Genomic DNA, 16484 nt, shown 5'->3' on the forward strand with positions numbered 1-16484 from the left:
GCCTCAGAAAGTGAACGAGATCGGCACGTGAGTAACCGGCCTGCTGATCGGATAGTCGTGGTGGATGAAGTAGCCGCCGGCGTCGTTCGCGTGGTCGACGCCAGATTTCTTGTCGGGCTCGCCATTGGGCGCCCACACCTGCTGCTCCAAGCCATCCGCGTAGGTCGGGCAGCGCAGCGGGTTAATCAGGTAGCGGCGCTCGCCATTCGCGTTGCAGAACATCGCGTTCATGGCGTTGATGCGGTCTTTAACCGGTGGGTTGGCATCGGGGGCGATCACGCTGAACCCGGCCTGACGCAGGATGGCGATGTCCGTCTCGCTGGCATTGACCGACTTGCGCGACCCGCCCGAGGCGTCCGGGTAGATCCTGATCTCGCAGGTCTTCTCGTACGTGTTGCCGTTGTGCCGCCAGTAGCGCTCCTTGATGCGCCGGATCATGTCCGGGGTGTCGAAGCCGTCTATCAGCTCATCCACTGCCCTGGGCTTTCCGTCAGGCCGTTTGACATGGACAATCGCCGCCATCTTGCCGACGTTGAAGTCCATACCGATAAACAAGGGCTCACCAGGCTCTACGGTATCGAAGCAGGAATTCAGCTTCCGGTCGTAGGCGTGGTAGATCGACCCGGCGTTCAGGTTGACGAACTGGCCATTCAGGTACGCCAGGATCAGCTGTGCTGGGTACGACTCCATCAGCGATGGGATGTAGTCCGGCGGCAGGTTCAGTTCGTTGTCGAACGTGCTGGCCTGCACCAGGCCGTACATACCCTGCAGGGCCGGCTTCTCGCGCAACTGCTTCACGAACTGCTGATAGACGAACTTGAACCCCTCAGGGGTGGTGGTCACGTCAACGCCGTTCTTCAACCCGGGCACGTTGTAGCGCATCCGGGCAATGATCTTGCGCCAGGCGTGTTCAGCCTTCAGCGCGGGCAGAACGTCGAGTTCGTCGACAAGGGCGTGCCCGATCTTGAAGCCGACAATGGTCTGCGGCTTCTCCATAGAGCGGCAGATGGTCGTGCTGCGGTACTGGCCGCCGCTGTAGAACTCGACCTCCTTGTCGCTCTCCTTCGTCTTGACCTTCAGGCCCCAGTCGAAGGCGACCTCCTCGATGGTCGGGAAGAAGATGTCACGGATCTGCGGGTAAGTCGGGGCGAAGTAGCCGGAGTCGATCCGTGGCCATTCCCACACATGCTTGCACAGCGCGGCGCAGCCCACCCAAGTCTTGCCTGAGCCGAACCCGGCGACGAAGCCGCGGAACTTGTTCTCCATGCGCAGGAAGCTGGCTTGAGGCACGTTAAGTGACGGCATCAGGCTTCCTCGCATCCACCACGTCGACCTGCACCCGGGTAGGCGGCACGTTGTCGTGGGGATTTTCGTTCTTGGTCTGGCGGTTCACGTATACATCGCCGACCTCTTTGGCCGCCTGCTCGAGCAACTGCGCAGTCAGGGCCATGTTCTTCATGGCCTCGGCCTTCTCAGCCATCCTTCCCAGCGCACGAAGCCGGAATGCCCGGTTGGCGATAGGGATCTCGGATGTCTCTTCACGGAATCGCTTGCGCGTGTCTTCGAACAGGGTCCGCCAGCGCTTGGCCAGATCTCGGCCTGCGCTCTTGGTGGGGTCATGCGATTCGCACTGCTGGCGGCTCACCTCGATGCCGAATTCTTCTCGGACAGAGGTCGCCACCTGTGCGGGGGTATCGAAACAGGCCAGGGCCTGAACGATAAAGGCTTTCACCTCGTTGCTCAGGGCCGCCATAGGTTCAATTCCGTCTTAGGTCTGTCAAAGGTCAGGCAGACTTGAGCAGACAGGTTCCGCAGGCCCTCGAAATGTTGATCTTGGCCACCTCTGGCGGCCGGCTTGCAGCGTCAATCAGCTGCTGTACGTCTTGGCTGGCACCGTAGCGCCTCACCACTCCGACGAACTCTTCCACGTCATGGCCGCGCAGGTAGAGCTTGGGCAGCCCCTCCTGGGTGAACTTGGGTGCGCCGTACTCATCAGTCGCCTGGGCGATGTGGTAGAGCTCGTGTTCGACCAGTGCGCAGAACTCAGCGTCGCTGCACTGGGAGCAGTAGTCAGCTGCCAGGGTGATGAGGTAGGTCGGCTCCTCGCCGAACCACTGCCGCATCTGCTGCTCTTGCCGGGCCTTCTGCCATCCGCCAGCACGGAACATCAGCTGCTCAGCCTGACCAAGGACGACCCGCCCCTGCTTGGCGAACCCAGTCGATGCCCACAGCACGCCGATGTTGGCGTCTATCAGGTGAGCATGCTCAGGGTTATGGATGCTGCCGGTGTCGGCGAGGATCTCACTCTGTATCCACTCCCAGACTTCAGGCGCTGGGCGCAGAGCAAGCCAGACCGACTCAAGCAGATCTTCCGGTGGATTTGGCCGCCCCATAGATCACCGCCGAGAAAAGCATAAAAAAAGAGAGGAATTCGAAAGTTGACGAAAATCCGTCGCAAACTGAGGCTTGCTCAAAAAAAAATCAGGAACACTAGGGGCTCAAACCAAACGGAGATACACAATGAGCACTCTGGCAATTACCACACTCGGACTATTCGCGACGTACTTGGCGACTAAACGAATCCGGTCCACCACCACCCTGCTGATACTCGGATTGGGGTCCTTAGCACTGTTCGAAATCTGGAAGCTCTAGAGAGGAGTGCCGGCAGGGTGCGCTTGACTGCACTCTGCCCGGAAGGCTCGTTCGATCGCCTCCCAGTCGGGTTGCTTAGAGGTCATGAATAAATCCTGATGCTTGAAATGGTGGCAGGTTGCCGGTATTGGTAGCGATCCACTCAACGCAGGAGCTGACGCATGGCTTTCGAAACAGCAGATGTTGATATCGACCAGGGCTCTGACAGCCACGTTAGGCTTTCCGCAGTACCTTTCCATTTCAACCCAGGCGAGCGCTCTCTGTACACCGGCGCTGACGGGTCTAGCGGCGTTGTTCAGCGTGCTGGTTGGCTGGGCCTAAATACGTATCCTTTCACTGGCTGGTTTTCCGCCCACACCATATCGGTGACCGGTAGCAAAGGTTCCGACTACGTGTTTGAGGTGAAGCGCAACTTCTCCACCCCCATCCAAGATGACGAGTGGCTGTGGTTCCCAGTTTCGCGCCAACGGGTCGAGCCCTACCGCGACTGAGTCGTCGTGCGGCAGGGTCAGAAATCCTTGATGGTTATTACCCTGATCTTGCCGCCGGTGCTGGTGTCTCGCCTTGCCGCCATCTCGACGGCCTTCTCAGCGGAAGCACCCATATCCATCGCAGCGAAGGCGTATGGCGTGCCACTGCCGATGGCGTATGGACGATCAGGCTTGATTGGCGACTTCCATAGGCCGGTATCGTCATCTACGGCAACCGTCATCAGTCTGCCGCCATCAAGGACGATTGCAGATGCGTCGACCTTCCCCGATGGGGCAGTGCCGAAGTAGGCAGCCACCAGCGCGTCATAGTCACAGAGGGCGCCCGACATGAAGAACTTCACGCCATCACGCTCAATGCACTTGTCACAGTCGTCATCGGTGATCAGGTCGCCGCGGGTTACCCGAGAGTCGTAGGCGATCACGCCGTCCTTGTAGGCGATGGTGGTCATGGCTGCACTCAGTCGAAAGGATCGGCCGGCTTGGCGATCGAGCGCACAAACCACATGAAACCCTGCTGCAGGTTGGTCTTGGCCAGGGCCAGCAGTCGCGGGTCAACACCTTCGATCTGGCCGATCTGCTTGAACAGCTCGCCGGCATCGGTCTCCAGGGCCTTGATTGAGTTCATGCCGTCGATCTCGCTCTGGGTGAGGTCGCGGTAGCCGGTGATCTTCTTGTGCTGGTTGTCCATGGGTGATCCTCTATGCTGTTTGCAAGGTTCAATGGAGAAGGACGCTATGGAAGGAAAAAAGGATCTCGCCAGAAAGCATCTAGAGCTGATCGGCCAACTCAAACGACTGTCCAGCATGCTGCACGATCACTCAGGCAGCACCGATCCATTGGTGGTCATGCGGCTTGATCATCGAATACACCAGCTAGAACAGGCTGTCTCGAAGGAGAAAGGCTGGCGATCTCCATTTTCGACAGGGGCCAAAAGATAGGTGCCTTATCTGTCAGTCAGCCTCGAGCCACGAAACGGCGCATGTCGATTTTGTGGCGCGGATCAGCTGAAGACGTGACCGCGACGGGCCCAGGCATAAGTAACCACCCCGGCATGAAGCATCGCGCCGAATGGGTTTACCCAATGCCCCTGCAGGGATGTAATGAATGCACCGAAGCCGCCAATGGCGACCAGGTAGAACGCAACGCTCAGCAGCGGCTGATCTGCCGGGCGAACCTTGCGCAGGTAGTCGCACGCTGCCACCACCACCAACACGCAAAGGAACACGTCCAGGGCGGTCAGCGCTGAAACCAGGATGTTGTTCATATCAGGCACCTCGCGCCGTGACGAACGACCCCATGGCAGCCTTGATCGCGGGGATAATGTTCATTGCAGTGAGGCCAAGCACGAACGCTACCCCGCACAGCAGATCATCGGTGACCGCAAGCTCAAGCTTTGGGGCAAGCCAGGCGGTGACGGGCTGGGTCAGGTAGACCGAGAAGCCGAAGCCAGTGGCGACCGCAGTAGCGGCCTGGAAGCGGGTCAGATCCTTCAGGAAGCCCAGAGAGAGGATCGAGCCGATGAAAGCAGCCATCACCAACCCGTATTTGCCCAGCACTACGCTGGCAGCGGCGCTTGTTGGTTCGGCCATAGGGGTGTCCTTGGAATAAAGGGCCCGGGGAGTCCCTATTGAGGGACCGGGCAAGTGTGCGGAGCAGCACATAACGAAATTGGAGCGGGCAGAGGGAATCGAACCCTTCTCTGCTCAGCTTGGAAGGCTGGCGGCAAACCTGCTGCTTGCCCGCTATGCGTGGGTCTTTCCCCACCTGTCCGCCGAAGACCCTCCCGACGCCAGCGCCCTACTGCACTGGTCTCGCCGGTCAGATCTCGCGCCACCCCGGAGCATGTGAGGCAAGGGTGGGCGGGCTGCCGGTGTTTTTCTGCATCGCGCGGCACTACCGGCTTATCCGCGTCCAGTTATCCCTTTCGGGCCACACTGGCAGTGGGTCCCTGCACCAGAAACAGAAATCCCGGCACTGGGCCGGGACTCTTGAGGCCCTCATGGGGCAAATAAAAAACCCGGCGCGGTGGCCGGGTTTGTGTGTCACTCCTCAACTAGCGCAGGAATGACAGGATGGGTGAATATTCGGCGAAGCGGCATGTCATGTCAAGCGGTCTATGCGGCGTCCTGGTCATCGAATAAAACCCCCTCGCTGCTCAGGATCTCGCCAGCCTCCACCAGCGCTTCATCCACCATCTTGTCCAACCCCTTGAAGATTTTGCGGCGCCAGTCTCGCCGGGTACGCTCTGGGTTCCCATCAAGATCCCAGGTGTTCATGTCGTAGTTGTGCGCGGGCAGAATGATCACCCCTTCGCACGGCGCTTCCTGCCGCTGCTTCAGCTTTGCGTTGATGGCCTGCTGAGCTTTTGCGACGGCGGCCTTTCGCCAAGCGGGGGCATCGTCGTCAACATCGAGGGTCACCTTTTCAGCAGTCGGTCGCTCAGCACCCCCGAGCTGCGGGTAGGCCCAGGCGGTCACGGCCTTGGTGAGGAACAGCCTGGGTGCCGGCGAGGTAACGTGAGCAACGATCCGGCCTATGGCCCCAACCTTGGAGGCCATGTGAGTCGAGTAGCGGGCATTCAGGGCCAGCCAATGCTTTTGGTCAAGGCAGGAATGCAGCCTCCCAAATACCCAGCAGTCGGTGAGGAATGCCGCATCCTTGCCGACGATCTCACCCTTGAGCTTGCTGGCCTGCACCTTGGGGGTGTAGTCACAGCCGCCTGCGCTGTTGATCGTCTCAGACGCCAGCGCTCGAATTACTGCGGAAATCACGTCTCGATAGATCATTGCTTACCCCCTGCCCGCTTGGCGTTGCTCAAAATGAATTCTTCGTAGTACCGCTTGCGGCGCACTGCCCCAGCCCAGGACAGCGACACACCACCCACCACCATGAGGGCGGCCAAAATCAGGAATCCCCATGCTGGCGTCATGCCGCCGCCCTCCTCAGGTCTTTGAGCTTCTGTCTGTATAGGACCTTGATGGCCTGCAGGTCTTCGATGGTCAGCCGCTGGGGCTTATGAGGCCCTTCGAGGAACTCCACGGCTTCGGCGCCGATGCGCTTCACCAACCGGATGCGGTACTCGACCGCGTTACCCGACAGGTTGCGGTTGCACTTCACACACTGGCGGTGGACGTTGAGCGGCTCGAAGCGCAGCTCCGGGCAGGCGCCCACCGACCGGTAATGCCCGGCGTCCCAGCGGCTGCCGGTGATGAGGTCGTGGTCGCTCGGGTTTGAGTCGCAACTGATGCACGGCAGGCCGGCGTCGCGCTCGCGGATGTAGGCATTGAACGCGGTCTGCGCCTCGGTCATGTGCTCACGGCGGGTCTTCAGCTTCTCCCGGCGCTCCTGGAGGTCCTGGCGGGCCTGCTTGGTGATGGCTTTGGCAGCGACCTTCTGCAGCTTCGGATCCTTGGCCATGGCCTTGGCGCAGGCGATACTGCACACCTTCTGCGTGGACATGGACGGCTTGAAGCGCTGGCCGCAGCCTGGCGCCTTGCACTTCTTCGGTTTGATCTCCTTGGCCAGACTCATGCCGACCTCCATATCTGTTCGCGCGTTTTCTTGCCGTTCTTCTTCGCTTCGCGCTTCACCTTACGCAACTCGTCCTGAACCTGCTGGATAGTCATTTCGCCCGACTGAAGCTTGGCGACCAGCGCCTGCCTGAGCTCAGTGCTGTCGGCCACAATCCCTTGCTCTTCGGCAATCTGAAGCGCTACTCGCTTGTCGATACGACGGTCATACCAGTCACGACTTCTCATGCGGCTTCCTCCCCCAGCAAGTCAGCGAAGTGCACACCGCGGGCGGCAAACTCCTCAACGATCCGGTCGGTGTACTGGCAGCCCTGGGCCCGGTCGAACAGCCGTGTTACCGGGAAGCCATCCGGCCCGAACATGGCACACGGCCCCATCAGGCGCAGCTTCACGTCGTAATCCAGGTGGATGAACGACTCAGCCCAGCCGGTGCGGAACTCGGCGCAGCCGGCGCGCATGATCGGCACGCCCAGGTGCAGCTTGCAGTAGCGGCGCACGTCCTCGATGTCACCCATCTCGGTGCTCTTGGCGATGCGCTCGTACATGGCGAACCACAGGGCGTTCTGGTCCAGGGTGCGGTCCTTGCCTGGGCGCATGCTGACCACGACGAACTTCTTGTCGCGGAACATCCGGGTGATCGTGGTGATCGCCTCCGACAGCTTGGCCTGGCTGTTGACGCTGATCTTCTCGGTCATGGTGTTACCTTTGGCAGGACCTGGCGGCGGCCATCCGAGTCAATTGGGCTGACAACGCCGTCAGCAACCAGCCGATCCATAAGCCGGCACGCAGACCCATAGGCGATCTTGAAATGCCGCTGAAGGGCGGAGATCGAGGCGCGCCCCGATTCGCGGACGAACACCTCAGCACGCAGCGCCTGCCCACGCTCCTCGTCATCGATACGCTGCATTAGCGCAGAGGCTTCCGGACTGATTGAGTAGACCTGTAAAGCCTCGCGGGATGCCTGCCAGGCCTTCCAGCAGTGCTCGACCGTGAAGCCCTGGTATTCGCCGGTAGTGAAACGGGCCAGCGATTGCTCAGGCCATTCCCGAAGGACCCACGCCTCGAACTGCTCGCGCATCTTGTTGGTGTCCATCAGTGCTTCTCCTCGAGTTTTTTCAGCACCCAGGCAACTGGGATTGCAGCGAGTAACACCACCGGCGTGATGTAGATGCCGAAGCGAACAGGCTTTGGCAGGTCCAGCGATATCGCGAACTCGCACCACAGGTAGGCCATCACCGATCCGGCGATCACGGCCGACGGCAAAAGCACGATCATCAGCACGGCTTTGAGATAGGTGCGCATCACACCCCCTCCCCGGCCGGCTGCCCGGCGCGCTTGATGTTCAACTTGGCCAGCAGGTGTGCACGGCAGGCGGCGGCGCTGGTGGGGATCTGCTGCAGGTCCAGCAGGCGCACCTGGCGCTGGGCGGCGTACTCGTCGGCCAGCTGGGCCAGGCTCTTCTGGCTGTCGTGGCCGATGCCGGTGGCGATGTCGCCAAGGGGCTCGCCGGCGACCAGCATGCGGATCGTGATGTCGTAGGCCCGGGCGAACACCTTCTCGGCTCGCTCCACCTCCATCGACCCCAGGTTCTGCGCCTCGCACTGCAGGGCCGCGTGGCGCACCGCTGCGTGCGACCAGGTGCGGGAACCCGCCCTGCTGGGGTGGAAGTTCTCCAGCGCTTCTGCCAGGGCCCGCGCAAGTGGCGGGATGCCCATCTCTTCCGGGGTCGGCTGGCACAGCTTGATGAACTTGCCGCTGCTCGGGGCGAAGTCGGTACCCAGCACCCGGCACTTCTGGATGCCGAAGCGGATCTGCTCGAGCGTGTTGATGCCTGCGGCGACGAAGGACTTGATCCAGCTGCGCTTGGCAGCCTTCAGCGCCTCGTCATCCGGCCAGGCCTGCTTCCAAGCCGGGAAGATGGCCTGCAGCTCCTTGAACAGGGCGTTGACCACTTCGGTGGTGCCTGGGTCCAGCTGCTTGGCCGGGGCCTGGACCTCGGCGGGCAGGTTGCGGGCCGTGGCCATGATCTGCGTCACGCTGCGCAGTTTCGGTTGTGCGCTCATAAGCCCCCCAGGTCATCAGCCCAGCTGGTGTCGTTGAAGTCAGGGCCATTCGCCTGGCGCTTCAGCGGGAATGGACGAACGTTGCTCGCGCTGGCCATGTCACGCTTCACCCACTTGACCAGCAGACTCACCCACGAGGCTTGCGTCTCGCAGCGTCCAGATGCCGAGTAGTGACAAACGAACGCGGCGGTCGCTTCATCGGTGAACAGGTCGACAGGGATACCCATGCGCTTGGCATAGGCCTTCAGCAGCTTGTCGTCAGGCTTCCACTCAAGGTCCATCTCGGTCGGCAGCTTTGGATCAACGCCGGATTCCTCGCCCGCGCGTTGTGTGTTGTGTTCTTCCCTTCCATTCCCTTCCCTTCCGGGGTCAACCGGTCGACGACCAGTCGGCGACTCCTCGGCGAATTGTCGGCGACCACTCTCCGACTCATCTTCGATTTCTGCGGGAGGGGCTGGGTATTTGAAGTTCTTTTTCTCGATCTTCTGGTGCTTCCAGCCACAGATGTGCAGGTAGTTCTTCCCTGCCACCCAGTAGCTGCGAGTCAGTTCGGCGCCTTCCAGTTCGACAAGGAGCGCGCTCACCTCTTCTGTGGTGATGTCGTCACCGGGAAACACCAGAGCCTTGATCGTGCGGGCTGCCAGCGGGTGGTTGCCGCCGTCATCACAGAAGTTCCACAGGCCGATGAACAGCAGGCGTGCAAGTGGCCGGCAAGACATCACCTGCTCGCTCGACCAGAATTCTGGCTTGATAGTGCGAATGCGGGCCATCATTGGGCCTCCAGCTTGGTGATGATCTCGCGAGCAGTGCGCACTGCAGCGTCGAGCTGCTCATGGCCTGGCGGGATTCCGTTTTCGAGCAGTAGCACTAGCTCCTGAGCGGCCTCCATGAGTTCGGTGTAGGCGCAGTAGTCACCAACCCCAGCGGCAGTGACCCGGCCACCAACGATTTGCATGCCCAGGCGAATCGGATCGACAGGATTTGCTACAACGATCGTCACGAGCTTCATAGGCGGCCCTTCCCTACAAGCTCCACCAGTTCATCGAACCGCTCGACATACCAATGAGGCTGGGTTTCGCGTGGGCTGTTAGGGCTGGTCAGGTTCTTGCCGAAATGCAGCCCCTTTTCAGTGATCGCCCAGAACTCCACGACGCCGCGCCTGGTGCTGTTCCGCTGGCATTTCTTGATTAACCCCTTTTCGGCTAGGTACCGATTGAACACCCTGGCAGTGCTGCGAATGCCACGATCTTTCAGCAGATCGGTCAGAGGCAGGGTTTGCATGGATGAGCCTCCAGTAGCATCTGGAGCGGCATCAATGGCGTAACTAGGCAAGAAGCTGGATTCCAGGCCATTATTGGCGGCGATTCTGTTCAGCATGGCCATTTGGCTGGAAGGCGAAGGCTTGAGGAGGCGCGTGTAGCATTCAAAGATCGCGATCTCGCCGTTGACCTTGGCGCCGTTCACCTTCTTGGCTGGATCAAGAACTATCTTTTCCAGCTCCCGCCAACGGCGAATTACGCGCATACGCAGCATGGCGCTGTAGCCAGTCAGCAGGCACTCCGTGTGCTCGCGATCAAGGAGGTATTCGGTTTGCCTGCGATTGCGACCATCAAGATAAATGTGAGCAAAACTGCTCACATCGACTTTCAGATCGGAAGCCATTACATGAATGTCGCGCTTCACGTCGGGATGGCGTTTCCCGGTGAGCTCGGCAATCTCTCGCGAACTCATGGTTTGCCGCGCCACGTTTTCATTATCTTCAATTTGTGGCGCGGGACTGATTAGCCCCTTGCCTGGGAGTTTCGATTCCGTCATGATTCACCCTACAGATGAGTTACCACTGTGCTTAGAAGGAGCCGCCCCGCCAGGCGGCTTTTTTGTGTCCGCGATTCAGCGGATTCGCTAATCTGGGCCTTCATCAGTCCCTCCTTTTTCAGGGCCTATTGAGTCCTGATTCCTTTGTGGTACCGGGAGGTTTCGGATTTTTCCGGCTCCCCTCGGCCTGGTCTTTTCGAAGAAGCGCTCTGTTCCCAGCTTTGCGGCGTACTGCTCAGGCGACATGCCTGCCTGTTTCGCCAGTCGCTCAAGCTTTTCGTAGAGGCGTCCATCGATCCCGTGGCAGATCGTGGTTTCGGGCACGTAGGCCTCCTTCCGGGCCTTCAGGCCGTCTGGCTTTTGTCGTTAACATCGCTCTCGATGATGCTTTCCAGTTTTTCCTCCACGCACATACGCACGAAGACAGCCAGCTGAAGCTTGTGCAGCCGAGCTACGGCCTTAAGCGCCTCATAGGTCTCCTCGTCGTAGCGCGACTTAATCTCCCGGTCTTTCAGGTGACTTTGGTCGTGATAGGCCATACGGGTACTGCTCCTTGCGGTTGAAATGGATTAGGCGGCGGTCTTGGTTGGCGCAGTGGCAGCCAGAAGGCGCTGAGCCTTGAGCGGCTTTCCATTGGCCTTTGCCAGGGCTGCGATCTTTTCGGCGTAGGTTGTTTCGCCGGTGTATTCGGTGCGCGGGAGGCAGCCAGCGGTGAGCCACTTGTAGACGGCGCGCGGCGTTTTCCCGCAAGCGAGCGCAACGGCGGTCACGCCACCTGCATCATCGATTGCCTTCTTGAGCTCCTGCATGGGGCCTCCAAACGAAATATGAACTGTCAGTACATATTATGTCGGAACTGAAAGTACATGCAAGCGCGTGCGATATTGAACCTATGGTTCAGATAGAAGAAATACGAGCGTCCTTCGCGGCGCGCTTGAGAGAAGCCCTGCTTGCCAACGACATTCCTTCGTGGGGCGGCGGCGCTCGCCTGGCGAAACTCGCCGGGGTCACACCAAAGGCAAGCAGCAAGTGGCTGAACGGAGAATCGATGCCAGGCGGAGCTAAGATGCTCGCCCTTGCATCCGCGCTTAAGGTTCGGGTTGAGTGGCTTGAATATGGGCGCGGCGACATGCGGGACGACGATCAAGGAGCCGAAAAGCTGTTGGCGTCGCAACCTGCCGACATTCCCGCCTTCCCCACCGAGGATGACAAAGAGGACGCCTACGTCCACATCAAGCAGTACACCGCTCTAGTTTCTGCGGGGCCAGGTCAATCCAATGACCACGTCGAGGTTAGGGGGACGCTCGCGTTCAAGCGCGAGTGGATCCGGTTCATGGGCCTTAACCCGAAGAACCTGAAGGTAATTTACGCGCAGGGCTCAAGCATGGAGCCAACCATAAGTGATCGCGACGTATTACTGATTGATGAGTCACGGATCGATCCTGTAGACGGCCAGGTGTTCGCGCTCTTCAGCGAGAACAAGGGTGCCATCGTCAAGCGCCTGATCTTCTCCGACCTGGAGGGATGGATAATTCGCAGCGATAACCCAGACAAAGCACTCTATGCAGATCTCAAGGTTCCGGACGGAGAGATCCATGAGCACCGAATCCTGGGCCGCGTAATTTGGCGTGGCGGAGTCCTCTAGCCCATGGAATACAAAGCTGCCAACCAGTCATGGCCTGGCGACTTCGTCACAAACTTCATGTTTGTCGCGACCATGCAGCTTCGGACGCCGTACTGCGTCCTTGAGCGCCATGGCGAGACCTATTGGGATCGATCTGCGCCGCCTCCAATCTTCGTCAGTGAGGAATGGCAGGGAATATGGGTCCCTCAAACAGAGCTTTCTGACCGCATGATGCCCTTCTCGACAATGGCGTCTGAGATAGGCCCTGTGCCGACACACGGAAGCGACTTTCACCGGTTTCTGCTCTCGGTCCGACAGCTAGCCGAAAGCATTGATGATCCCGATGAGCGTTGCGAGGCCATCCAACAAGAGTGCCGAAGGGAGCCCTGGGCCGAGCTCGTCGAGAAGCTTGGCGGTGCAGAGAAGATCTCCGACCGGTTTTCAGGCGATGTGAAGAAGGTATAACCATGCCCCTAACCAAGCCCAACCAGCAGCTACGCCGAGACCTGAAGGATGCTGCCTTCGCCTTGGAAAGCGCCGCACTGGAGATCTTCCACAAGGCCCAGGGTAGCGAAGAGGCTCAGTTTCTGGAGGCGATGAAGCGCGTCGGGGAGCTGCATGAACTGGCCGATCGGCTGGTGGGGTACGCTGATGAAGTGAAGTTAGGCCGAGTGGCAAGGACAAAGGAATGACCCTGGACAAACCGAATCAAGACCTCCGTCGCGACCTTCAGGGCCTGGCGTCTGACCTCAAATGGTCAGCGGTCGAGCTGATGCGCATTGCCGAACGACTGAGCCAGGCCGGAAACGAGCACGATGCCCAGGCAGTGATCAGGATCTGCCAGGTGATGCAGGCTGGAGAGGACAAACTTGCCGGGTATGCAGAAGAGGCTAAAGCAGGTCGAGTGAGCAGGACTACGGAGTGACCCGGAAAAACTGTAACCGGGGCCTGCCTCGCGGCCTGTACGATCTCGCCGAAGTACTGAGCCACTCAGCGAAAGAGCTGGTGCACATCGCGGCACGCCTGAATGAGGCAGGGAACGAGGAAGAAGCGAGAGCAGTGCTGAGAATCGGCCTGGTGATGCAGGCCGGGGAGGATCGGTTGGTGGGGTATGGGGATGAGGTGAAGGCGGGGTGGATTGAGCGCTGCGTCTAGGCATAATTGGTCTAGGCTCGAAGTGTCAGAGTGACCAGAGATTGGCATGAGGCATCTCAGCACCGTGACGAATGACAACCGTCGGCAAAATTATGATGGCCACAAGCTGTCCGATAGACTGAAACGCAAGGTACCTGAACGGGCTGGTGGGTAGATGGACCGTATCGAATTTAATCATGGACGTATCGCGTGGTGCTGTGCTGACAGCGGCATAACGCTGCATGAACTAGCCGCAGAAACAGGAGTGGCGGAGGCAACCCTTTCGAAAGCGTCAGCTGGGGAAAGGGGGCTTACTTACGCCCAGCTTAAAAGGATCGCTGATTATTTTGGGCGTGGCGTCCTGTTCTTTATGGAGGAAGGCGAGGCTGATCCAGACAAGGTTCACACTCCGGCCTTCCGAAGCATTGCCAATCAGAAACCTGAAATTGGTAACAAGCTTCGGCGGCTAATCGAGCGAGCTGAGCGTCAGCGCGATATTTATCTAGATCTGCTGGAAGATGTAGATAGTGAGGACGTGCCAACGTATGACCCGCCACTGCTTCCTGGTGACTTAAAGCAAGCCTCGCTTTTGGTTAGAGAGTGGCTCGGGCTAAAAAACCAAAACACCTTCGACCAATATCGATCAGCAATTGAGTCAAAAGGCATCTTGGTTTTTCGCAGCAATGGCTACCATGGACAATGGCAAATAGCCAAAGACAATCCCGTTCTTGGCTTTTCGTTGTATGACAAAAATTGCCCGCTTATTTTTGTCAAAAAACAATATTTCGAGACATTGCAGACGTTCACGCTCATTCATGAGCTGAGCCATGTTCTCCTGCACAAAATCAGCTCTATCGATGATGATAGCGACCTGCACCACTCAAGTGGGCTTGAAAGAGAGGCTAATCAGTTTGCTGGCTTGGTTTTAGTTCCAGATGAGTATCTGAAAAAAATAATCATGCGGGACAAACCAGAGCTAGCCGATGAGTTTGATTACTGGCTGGAGCCACATAGAAAAGCGTGGGGTGTCAGCGGCGAGGTTATCGTCAGAAGGATGCTCGACGAAGGTCTTTTGCGCGCTGAAGACTATGAAGCCTATCGGCGCTACAGGGCTGGACTGCGGATTCCGGAGCAGGATGCGGGAGGCACTAGACTGTACAGACATCGTGAGCCTAAGCACATTTTTGGCGACAGGTTCGTACGAGTTGTTCTTGACTCGCTTAACGCCAAGAACATTAGCCTAGCGAAGGCTAGCAGTTACTTAGACGGTATTAAGACCAGGGATATAGATAGCCTTAAGGGATTCTATGTGGGCGTTTGATGCTTCATCTATGATTTATGCTTGGGACAACTACCCGGAAAAACATTTCCCAAGGCTCTGGGAGTGGCTAGGCATCCAGATAGCGTCGGGCATCATTACTATGCCCTTAGTGGCCTTTGAAGAGACCTCATCAAAGTCTCCTGACTGTGGGAAGTGGCTAAAGGATGCCAACCTGAGTATTCTACACCCCAGCACCGCAATCCTAAAATGCGCCGCCAACCTTAAATCGCTCCTAGGTATAGAGGGCGATCGTTACGGGGTGGGCGTTGGCGAAAATGATTTAATAATCATCGCAACCGCTGAGATCAATGGATTACCTCTTGTGTCAAATGAAGCTGTGCAGATGAGCCTACCTAAAGTCCTTTCAAAATACAAAATCCCGGCGGTATGCTCACTTAAAAAGCCCCCGACCACAGTTATTGACTTTCTAGCCTATATCAAGCAATCAGGCGCCAAATTCTGATTATGATCCGTAATAAGCCCGCCTCGGCGGGCTTTTTCATGCCTTCACGCTTTTTTCACGGCCTTCCCTGCACATTGAAGACTCATCCGCTTCCCTACGTTAGCCCGCATAGCAGTGCGGGCTTTTCTTTGGGCGCGTGATGGCGTATGGCCAGAGTGGTAGGATGGCGGCTCAATTCACAGGGAGGTCGCCATGCTTCGCCACATTCACCGATTCCTTCTCGCCGCTGTAGTAGTCGTCCTGGCTGGTTGCGCCGGCACGCCATTCACCTTTGGCCAGGCCAGCCAGGTCAAGGTCGGCATGACCGAAGATCAGCTCTACGAGATCATGGGCAACCCCTACATGGTCACCTCAAGAGAAGACGGCCAGATATGGGTGTACAGCCATGCCACGGCCTTCAGTGGCGCCAAGTCGGTTTCGTTTGAAACCAAAGACGGCAAGGTGACCAAGGTGCCGTACATCCCGAAGGACTACATCGCCAAGCCCAGTCCTGACGAGTGATTCATCCGAATCCATGAAGCCCGCCTAGCGCGGGCTTTTTTGTGGGCGCAGGAGAAATGTGTACTTTTGGTACTTGACGACTGTGAACCACTGGTACATATTTACACCCATCGAGGCGCTACACAGCCCCTCGGGAGGCCCTAAAGCTTCACCGCTCTTTACACAACCAGACGTGACCCAACGACGTACCGGCCAACCCGGTGGTGAGAAAGCTAAACCGTCGTCCATGCAGCCTCTGGATAGCTGCCGTGCTTCCACATGCAAGCACGCGAAACCACGCACACAAACTGGCAATGCATCGAACACGAAATGTGCGGCGCCGGTGAGAGATGACTCGCAACGATGCGTGGTGGAGACAGGAAATTTCACTGATGCAGCTTGGCGACAGGCTGCATTGGGAAATCAACCGGAGAAAAATCCATGTACCAGCCACCAGATCCGTCTGGCGTAGGCCGCTGCCTGCGCTGCTCAAGCTGTATTGAAGAATCCGAGCAAATCGGTGGCATTTGCTACGACTGCCAGCCAATTGCGCAAGGCGAACAGCCGGCCTTCCCTGTCCAGGCTAGCGACTATGGCGGGCACGGCACCTGCTTCGGTTTGACGATCCGCGACTATTTCGCAGCTAAGGCCATGCAAGCCCTGTTGACTCGAATGAACTCCGGACCAGGCAATCCAGCAGCAGCCGAGCGAATGACCCGTGAGTCGGCGGAATATGCCTACGCCACTGCCGATGCAATGCTCACTGCGCGGGTTAAGCCATGAGCAGCTGGATCAAGTGCAGCGACAGTCTGCCTGACCTCGATACCCCCGTATGGCTGCGAATGACCGGCAACATCATGATCGTCGGAGAACGCTCATCAGGCACAGACGGCTGGATGTGGTCGGCCTGC

At 58.4% G+C, this 16484-nt stretch carries 30 protein-coding genes and 1 tRNA gene; 10 read left to right on the top strand and 21 right to left on the bottom strand.

Annotated elements, in window-relative coordinates:
- Positions 1–3: 3 nt before the first annotated feature.
- From N5D53_RS02130 to N5D53_RS02140, 3 genes are read right to left on the bottom strand one after another with little or no spacing between them, the layout of a single operon-like run.
- Positions 4–1305 carry a terminase family protein gene (locus N5D53_RS02130; protein ID WP_012052999.1) on the bottom strand — a complete coding sequence of 434 codons (1302 nt, stop codon included), beginning with the start codon at positions 1303–1305 and terminating at the stop codon, positions 4–6.
- Positions 1292–1753, bottom strand: coding sequence for a DUF2280 domain-containing protein (locus tag N5D53_RS02135; protein WP_012053000.1), 462 nt, complete (start codon positions 1751–1753; stop codon positions 1292–1294). Before N5D53_RS02135 ends, N5D53_RS02130 begins: the two co-directional genes overlap by 14 nt.
- A gap of 31 nt (positions 1754–1784) precedes the next feature.
- A complete protein-coding gene (locus tag N5D53_RS02140; protein WP_172229371.1) occupies positions 1785–2393 on the bottom strand; it encodes a putative metallopeptidase in 609 nt (202 codons plus the stop codon).
- Between the two features lie 420 nt (positions 2394–2813).
- Here N5D53_RS02140 and N5D53_RS02145 point away from each other — a divergent pair, with 420 nt between their 5' ends.
- Positions 2814–3143: a hypothetical protein gene (locus N5D53_RS02145; protein ID WP_172229369.1), complete on the top strand. Its 330-nt coding sequence runs from the start codon at positions 2814–2816 to the stop codon at positions 3141–3143.
- 17 nt (positions 3144–3160) lie between these two features.
- On the opposite strand, the gene N5D53_RS02150 is transcribed toward N5D53_RS02145, so the two are convergent.
- The 18 genes from N5D53_RS02150 to N5D53_RS02235 form a co-directional block, all read right to left on the bottom strand.
- Complete coding sequence (locus N5D53_RS02150) at positions 3161–3592, bottom strand: proteasome subunit beta (protein WP_279839565.1); 432 nt, start codon at positions 3590–3592, stop codon at positions 3161–3163.
- Between the two features lie 8 nt (positions 3593–3600).
- Complete coding sequence (locus N5D53_RS02155) at positions 3601–3831, bottom strand: hypothetical protein (RefSeq protein ID WP_279839567.1); 231 nt, start codon at positions 3829–3831, stop codon at positions 3601–3603.
- 312 nt (positions 3832–4143) lie between these two features.
- Positions 4144–4407, bottom strand: coding sequence for a hypothetical protein (locus N5D53_RS02160; protein WP_279839568.1), 264 nt, complete (start codon positions 4405–4407; stop codon positions 4144–4146).
- Position 4408: 1 nt separating this feature from the next.
- A complete protein-coding gene (locus tag N5D53_RS02165; protein WP_012273046.1) occupies positions 4409–4732 on the bottom strand; it encodes a hypothetical protein in 324 nt (107 codons plus the stop codon).
- 80 nt (positions 4733–4812) lie between these two features.
- Positions 4813–4886 (bottom strand) — tRNA-Gly (locus N5D53_RS02170).
- Positions 4887–5257: 371 nt separating this feature from the next.
- The gene (locus N5D53_RS02175) at positions 5258–5929 is read right to left on the bottom strand and encodes a hypothetical protein (RefSeq protein ID WP_070572895.1); all 672 of its coding nucleotides are present in this window, start codon (positions 5927–5929) and stop codon (positions 5258–5260) included.
- Positions 5926–6072 carry a hypothetical protein gene (locus N5D53_RS02180; protein WP_279839574.1) on the bottom strand — a complete coding sequence of 49 codons (147 nt, stop codon included), beginning with the start codon at positions 6070–6072 and terminating at the stop codon, positions 5926–5928. Before N5D53_RS02180 ends, N5D53_RS02175 begins: the two co-directional genes overlap by 4 nt.
- The gene (locus N5D53_RS02185) at positions 6069–6674 is read right to left on the bottom strand and encodes a recombination protein NinG (protein WP_279839576.1); all 606 of its coding nucleotides are present in this window, start codon (positions 6672–6674) and stop codon (positions 6069–6071) included. Before N5D53_RS02185 ends, N5D53_RS02180 begins: the two co-directional genes overlap by 4 nt.
- The gene (locus tag N5D53_RS02190) at positions 6671–6901 is read right to left on the bottom strand and encodes a hypothetical protein (RefSeq protein WP_279839578.1); all 231 of its coding nucleotides are present in this window, start codon (positions 6899–6901) and stop codon (positions 6671–6673) included. Before N5D53_RS02190 ends, N5D53_RS02185 begins: the two co-directional genes overlap by 4 nt.
- Positions 6898–7368 carry a hypothetical protein gene (locus tag N5D53_RS02195; RefSeq protein ID WP_279839580.1) on the bottom strand — a complete coding sequence of 157 codons (471 nt, stop codon included), beginning with the start codon at positions 7366–7368 and terminating at the stop codon, positions 6898–6900. Before N5D53_RS02195 ends, N5D53_RS02190 begins: the two co-directional genes overlap by 4 nt.
- Positions 7365–7766, bottom strand: coding sequence for a DNA translocase FtsK (locus N5D53_RS02200; RefSeq protein WP_265977914.1), 402 nt, complete (start codon positions 7764–7766; stop codon positions 7365–7367). Before N5D53_RS02200 ends, N5D53_RS02195 begins: the two co-directional genes overlap by 4 nt.
- Positions 7766–7975, bottom strand: coding sequence for a hypothetical protein (locus tag N5D53_RS02205; protein ID WP_279839583.1), 210 nt, complete (start codon positions 7973–7975; stop codon positions 7766–7768). The genes N5D53_RS02200 and N5D53_RS02205 overlap by 1 nt, the downstream gene beginning before the upstream one ends.
- Positions 7975–8736, bottom strand: coding sequence for a replication protein P (locus N5D53_RS02210; protein WP_279839585.1), 762 nt, complete (start codon positions 8734–8736; stop codon positions 7975–7977). Before N5D53_RS02210 ends, N5D53_RS02205 begins: the two co-directional genes overlap by 1 nt.
- Complete coding sequence (locus N5D53_RS02215) at positions 8733–9509, bottom strand: DnaT-like ssDNA-binding domain-containing protein (protein WP_274082958.1); 777 nt, start codon at positions 9507–9509, stop codon at positions 8733–8735. The genes N5D53_RS02210 and N5D53_RS02215 overlap by 4 nt, the downstream gene beginning before the upstream one ends.
- A complete protein-coding gene (locus N5D53_RS02220) occupies positions 9506–9745 on the bottom strand; it encodes a hypothetical protein (RefSeq protein ID WP_274082957.1) in 240 nt (79 codons plus the stop codon). Before N5D53_RS02220 ends, N5D53_RS02215 begins: the two co-directional genes overlap by 4 nt.
- A complete protein-coding gene (locus N5D53_RS02225; RefSeq protein ID WP_274083001.1) occupies positions 9742–10467 on the bottom strand; it encodes a Rha family transcriptional regulator in 726 nt (241 codons plus the stop codon). Before N5D53_RS02225 ends, N5D53_RS02220 begins: the two co-directional genes overlap by 4 nt.
- Positions 10468–10895: 428 nt before the next feature.
- Positions 10896–11090, bottom strand: coding sequence for a hypothetical protein (locus N5D53_RS02230; protein ID WP_016487783.1), 195 nt, complete (start codon positions 11088–11090; stop codon positions 10896–10898).
- Between the two features lie 30 nt (positions 11091–11120).
- Positions 11121–11360 carry a hypothetical protein gene (locus N5D53_RS02235; RefSeq protein WP_100633219.1) on the bottom strand — a complete coding sequence of 80 codons (240 nt, stop codon included), beginning with the start codon at positions 11358–11360 and terminating at the stop codon, positions 11121–11123.
- 38 nt (positions 11361–11398) lie between these two features.
- Between N5D53_RS02235 and N5D53_RS02240 the strand changes: the two genes are divergently transcribed.
- The 9 genes from N5D53_RS02240 to N5D53_RS02280 all read left to right on the top strand — a co-directional run bounded on the left by N5D53_RS02240 (position 11399) and on the right by N5D53_RS02280 (position 16356).
- A complete protein-coding gene (locus tag N5D53_RS02240) occupies positions 11399–12196 on the top strand; it encodes a S24 family peptidase (protein WP_337994535.1) in 798 nt (265 codons plus the stop codon).
- A 3-nt stretch (positions 12197–12199) separates the two neighbouring features.
- Complete coding sequence (locus tag N5D53_RS02245; RefSeq protein WP_279839593.1) at positions 12200–12640, top strand: hypothetical protein; 441 nt, start codon at positions 12200–12202, stop codon at positions 12638–12640.
- Positions 12641–12642: 2 nt separating this feature from the next.
- The gene (locus N5D53_RS02250) at positions 12643–12867 is read left to right on the top strand and encodes a hypothetical protein (protein WP_279839595.1); all 225 of its coding nucleotides are present in this window, start codon (positions 12643–12645) and stop codon (positions 12865–12867) included.
- On the top strand, positions 12864–13100 hold the full coding sequence (locus N5D53_RS02255; protein WP_020193007.1) for a hypothetical protein: 237 nt from the start codon (positions 12864–12866) through the stop codon (positions 13098–13100). The genes N5D53_RS02250 and N5D53_RS02255 overlap by 4 nt, the downstream gene beginning before the upstream one ends.
- 23 nt (positions 13101–13123) lie before the next feature.
- Positions 13124–13330 carry a hypothetical protein gene (locus N5D53_RS02260; RefSeq protein WP_279839806.1) on the top strand — a complete coding sequence of 69 codons (207 nt, stop codon included), beginning with the start codon at positions 13124–13126 and terminating at the stop codon, positions 13328–13330.
- 154 nt (positions 13331–13484) lie between these two features.
- On the top strand, positions 13485–14630 hold the full coding sequence (locus N5D53_RS02265; RefSeq protein WP_064614157.1) for an ImmA/IrrE family metallo-endopeptidase: 1146 nt from the start codon (positions 13485–13487) through the stop codon (positions 14628–14630).
- A complete protein-coding gene (locus N5D53_RS02270; RefSeq protein WP_279839599.1) occupies positions 14617–15093 on the top strand; it encodes a DUF4411 family protein in 477 nt (158 codons plus the stop codon). Before N5D53_RS02265 ends, N5D53_RS02270 begins: the two co-directional genes overlap by 14 nt.
- Positions 15094–15285: 192 nt before the next feature.
- Positions 15286–15594 carry an outer membrane protein assembly factor BamE gene (gene bamE / locus N5D53_RS02275; RefSeq protein WP_274082951.1) on the top strand — a complete coding sequence of 103 codons (309 nt, stop codon included), beginning with the start codon at positions 15286–15288 and terminating at the stop codon, positions 15592–15594.
- Positions 15595–16014: 420 nt separating this feature from the next.
- A complete protein-coding gene (locus N5D53_RS02280; protein ID WP_279839601.1) occupies positions 16015–16356 on the top strand; it encodes a hypothetical protein in 342 nt (113 codons plus the stop codon).
- The last annotated feature ends 128 nt before the right edge of the window (positions 16357–16484 follow it).

Source organism: Pseudomonas sp. GD03862 (genome assembly GCF_029840855.1).
GTDB lineage: Bacteria > Pseudomonadota > Gammaproteobacteria > Pseudomonadales > Pseudomonadaceae > Aquipseudomonas > Aquipseudomonas alloputida.

What these genes read in the sequence shown, in the direction of transcription:
- N5D53_RS02130 (WP_012052999.1), bottom strand. Translation starts at nt 1,305, where the DNA reads ATGCCGTCACTTAACGTGCCTCAAGCCAGCTTCCTGCGCATGGAGAAC.
- N5D53_RS02135 (WP_012053000.1), bottom strand. Translation starts at nt 1,753, where the DNA reads ATGGCGGCCCTGAGCAACGAGGTGAAAGCCTTTATCGTTCAGGCCCTG.
- N5D53_RS02140 (WP_172229371.1), bottom strand. Translation starts at nt 2,393, where the DNA reads ATGGGGCGGCCAAATCCACCGGAAGATCTGCTTGAGTCGGTCTGGCTT.
- N5D53_RS02145 (WP_172229369.1), top strand. Translation starts at nt 2,814, where the DNA reads ATGGCTTTCGAAACAGCAGATGTTGATATCGACCAGGGCTCTGACAGC.
- N5D53_RS02150 (WP_279839565.1), bottom strand. Translation starts at nt 3,592, where the DNA reads ATGACCACCATCGCCTACAAGGACGGCGTGATCGCCTACGACTCTCGG.
- N5D53_RS02155 (WP_279839567.1), bottom strand. Translation starts at nt 3,831, where the DNA reads ATGGACAACCAGCACAAGAAGATCACCGGCTACCGCGACCTCACCCAG.
- N5D53_RS02160 (WP_279839568.1), bottom strand. Translation starts at nt 4,407, where the DNA reads ATGAACAACATCCTGGTTTCAGCGCTGACCGCCCTGGACGTGTTCCTT.
- N5D53_RS02165 (WP_012273046.1), bottom strand. Translation starts at nt 4,732, where the DNA reads ATGGCCGAACCAACAAGCGCCGCTGCCAGCGTAGTGCTGGGCAAATAC.
- N5D53_RS02175 (WP_070572895.1), bottom strand. Translation starts at nt 5,929, where the DNA reads ATGATCTATCGAGACGTGATTTCCGCAGTAATTCGAGCGCTGGCGTCT.
- N5D53_RS02180 (WP_279839574.1), bottom strand. Translation starts at nt 6,072, where the DNA reads ATGACGCCAGCATGGGGATTCCTGATTTTGGCCGCCCTCATGGTGGTG.
- N5D53_RS02185 (WP_279839576.1), bottom strand. Translation starts at nt 6,674, where the DNA reads ATGAGTCTGGCCAAGGAGATCAAACCGAAGAAGTGCAAGGCGCCAGGC.
- N5D53_RS02190 (WP_279839578.1), bottom strand. Translation starts at nt 6,901, where the DNA reads ATGAGAAGTCGTGACTGGTATGACCGTCGTATCGACAAGCGAGTAGCG.
- N5D53_RS02195 (WP_279839580.1), bottom strand. Translation starts at nt 7,368, where the DNA reads ATGACCGAGAAGATCAGCGTCAACAGCCAGGCCAAGCTGTCGGAGGCG.
- N5D53_RS02200 (WP_265977914.1), bottom strand. Translation starts at nt 7,766, where the DNA reads ATGGACACCAACAAGATGCGCGAGCAGTTCGAGGCGTGGGTCCTTCGG.
- N5D53_RS02205 (WP_279839583.1), bottom strand. Translation starts at nt 7,975, where the DNA reads ATGCGCACCTATCTCAAAGCCGTGCTGATGATCGTGCTTTTGCCGTCG.
- N5D53_RS02210 (WP_279839585.1), bottom strand. Translation starts at nt 8,736, where the DNA reads ATGAGCGCACAACCGAAACTGCGCAGCGTGACGCAGATCATGGCCACG.
- N5D53_RS02215 (WP_274082958.1), bottom strand. Translation starts at nt 9,509, where the DNA reads ATGATGGCCCGCATTCGCACTATCAAGCCAGAATTCTGGTCGAGCGAG.
- N5D53_RS02220 (WP_274082957.1), bottom strand. Translation starts at nt 9,745, where the DNA reads ATGAAGCTCGTGACGATCGTTGTAGCAAATCCTGTCGATCCGATTCGC.
- N5D53_RS02225 (WP_274083001.1), bottom strand. Translation starts at nt 10,467, where the DNA reads ATGAGTTCGCGAGAGATTGCCGAGCTCACCGGGAAACGCCATCCCGAC.
- N5D53_RS02230 (WP_016487783.1), bottom strand. Translation starts at nt 11,090, where the DNA reads ATGGCCTATCACGACCAAAGTCACCTGAAAGACCGGGAGATTAAGTCG.
- N5D53_RS02235 (WP_100633219.1), bottom strand. Translation starts at nt 11,360, where the DNA reads ATGCAGGAGCTCAAGAAGGCAATCGATGATGCAGGTGGCGTGACCGCC.
- N5D53_RS02240 (WP_337994535.1), top strand. Translation starts at nt 11,399, where the DNA reads ATGTCGGAACTGAAAGTACATGCAAGCGCGTGCGATATTGAACCTATG.
- N5D53_RS02245 (WP_279839593.1), top strand. Translation starts at nt 12,200, where the DNA reads ATGGAATACAAAGCTGCCAACCAGTCATGGCCTGGCGACTTCGTCACA.
- N5D53_RS02250 (WP_279839595.1), top strand. Translation starts at nt 12,643, where the DNA reads ATGCCCCTAACCAAGCCCAACCAGCAGCTACGCCGAGACCTGAAGGAT.
- N5D53_RS02255 (WP_020193007.1), top strand. Translation starts at nt 12,864, where the DNA reads ATGACCCTGGACAAACCGAATCAAGACCTCCGTCGCGACCTTCAGGGC.
- N5D53_RS02265 (WP_064614157.1), top strand. Translation starts at nt 13,485, where the DNA reads ATGGACCGTATCGAATTTAATCATGGACGTATCGCGTGGTGCTGTGCT.
- N5D53_RS02270 (WP_279839599.1), top strand. Translation starts at nt 14,617, where the DNA reads ATGTGGGCGTTTGATGCTTCATCTATGATTTATGCTTGGGACAACTAC.
- bamE (WP_274082951.1), top strand. Translation starts at nt 15,286, where the DNA reads ATGCTTCGCCACATTCACCGATTCCTTCTCGCCGCTGTAGTAGTCGTC.
- N5D53_RS02280 (WP_279839601.1), top strand. Translation starts at nt 16,015, where the DNA reads ATGTACCAGCCACCAGATCCGTCTGGCGTAGGCCGCTGCCTGCGCTGC.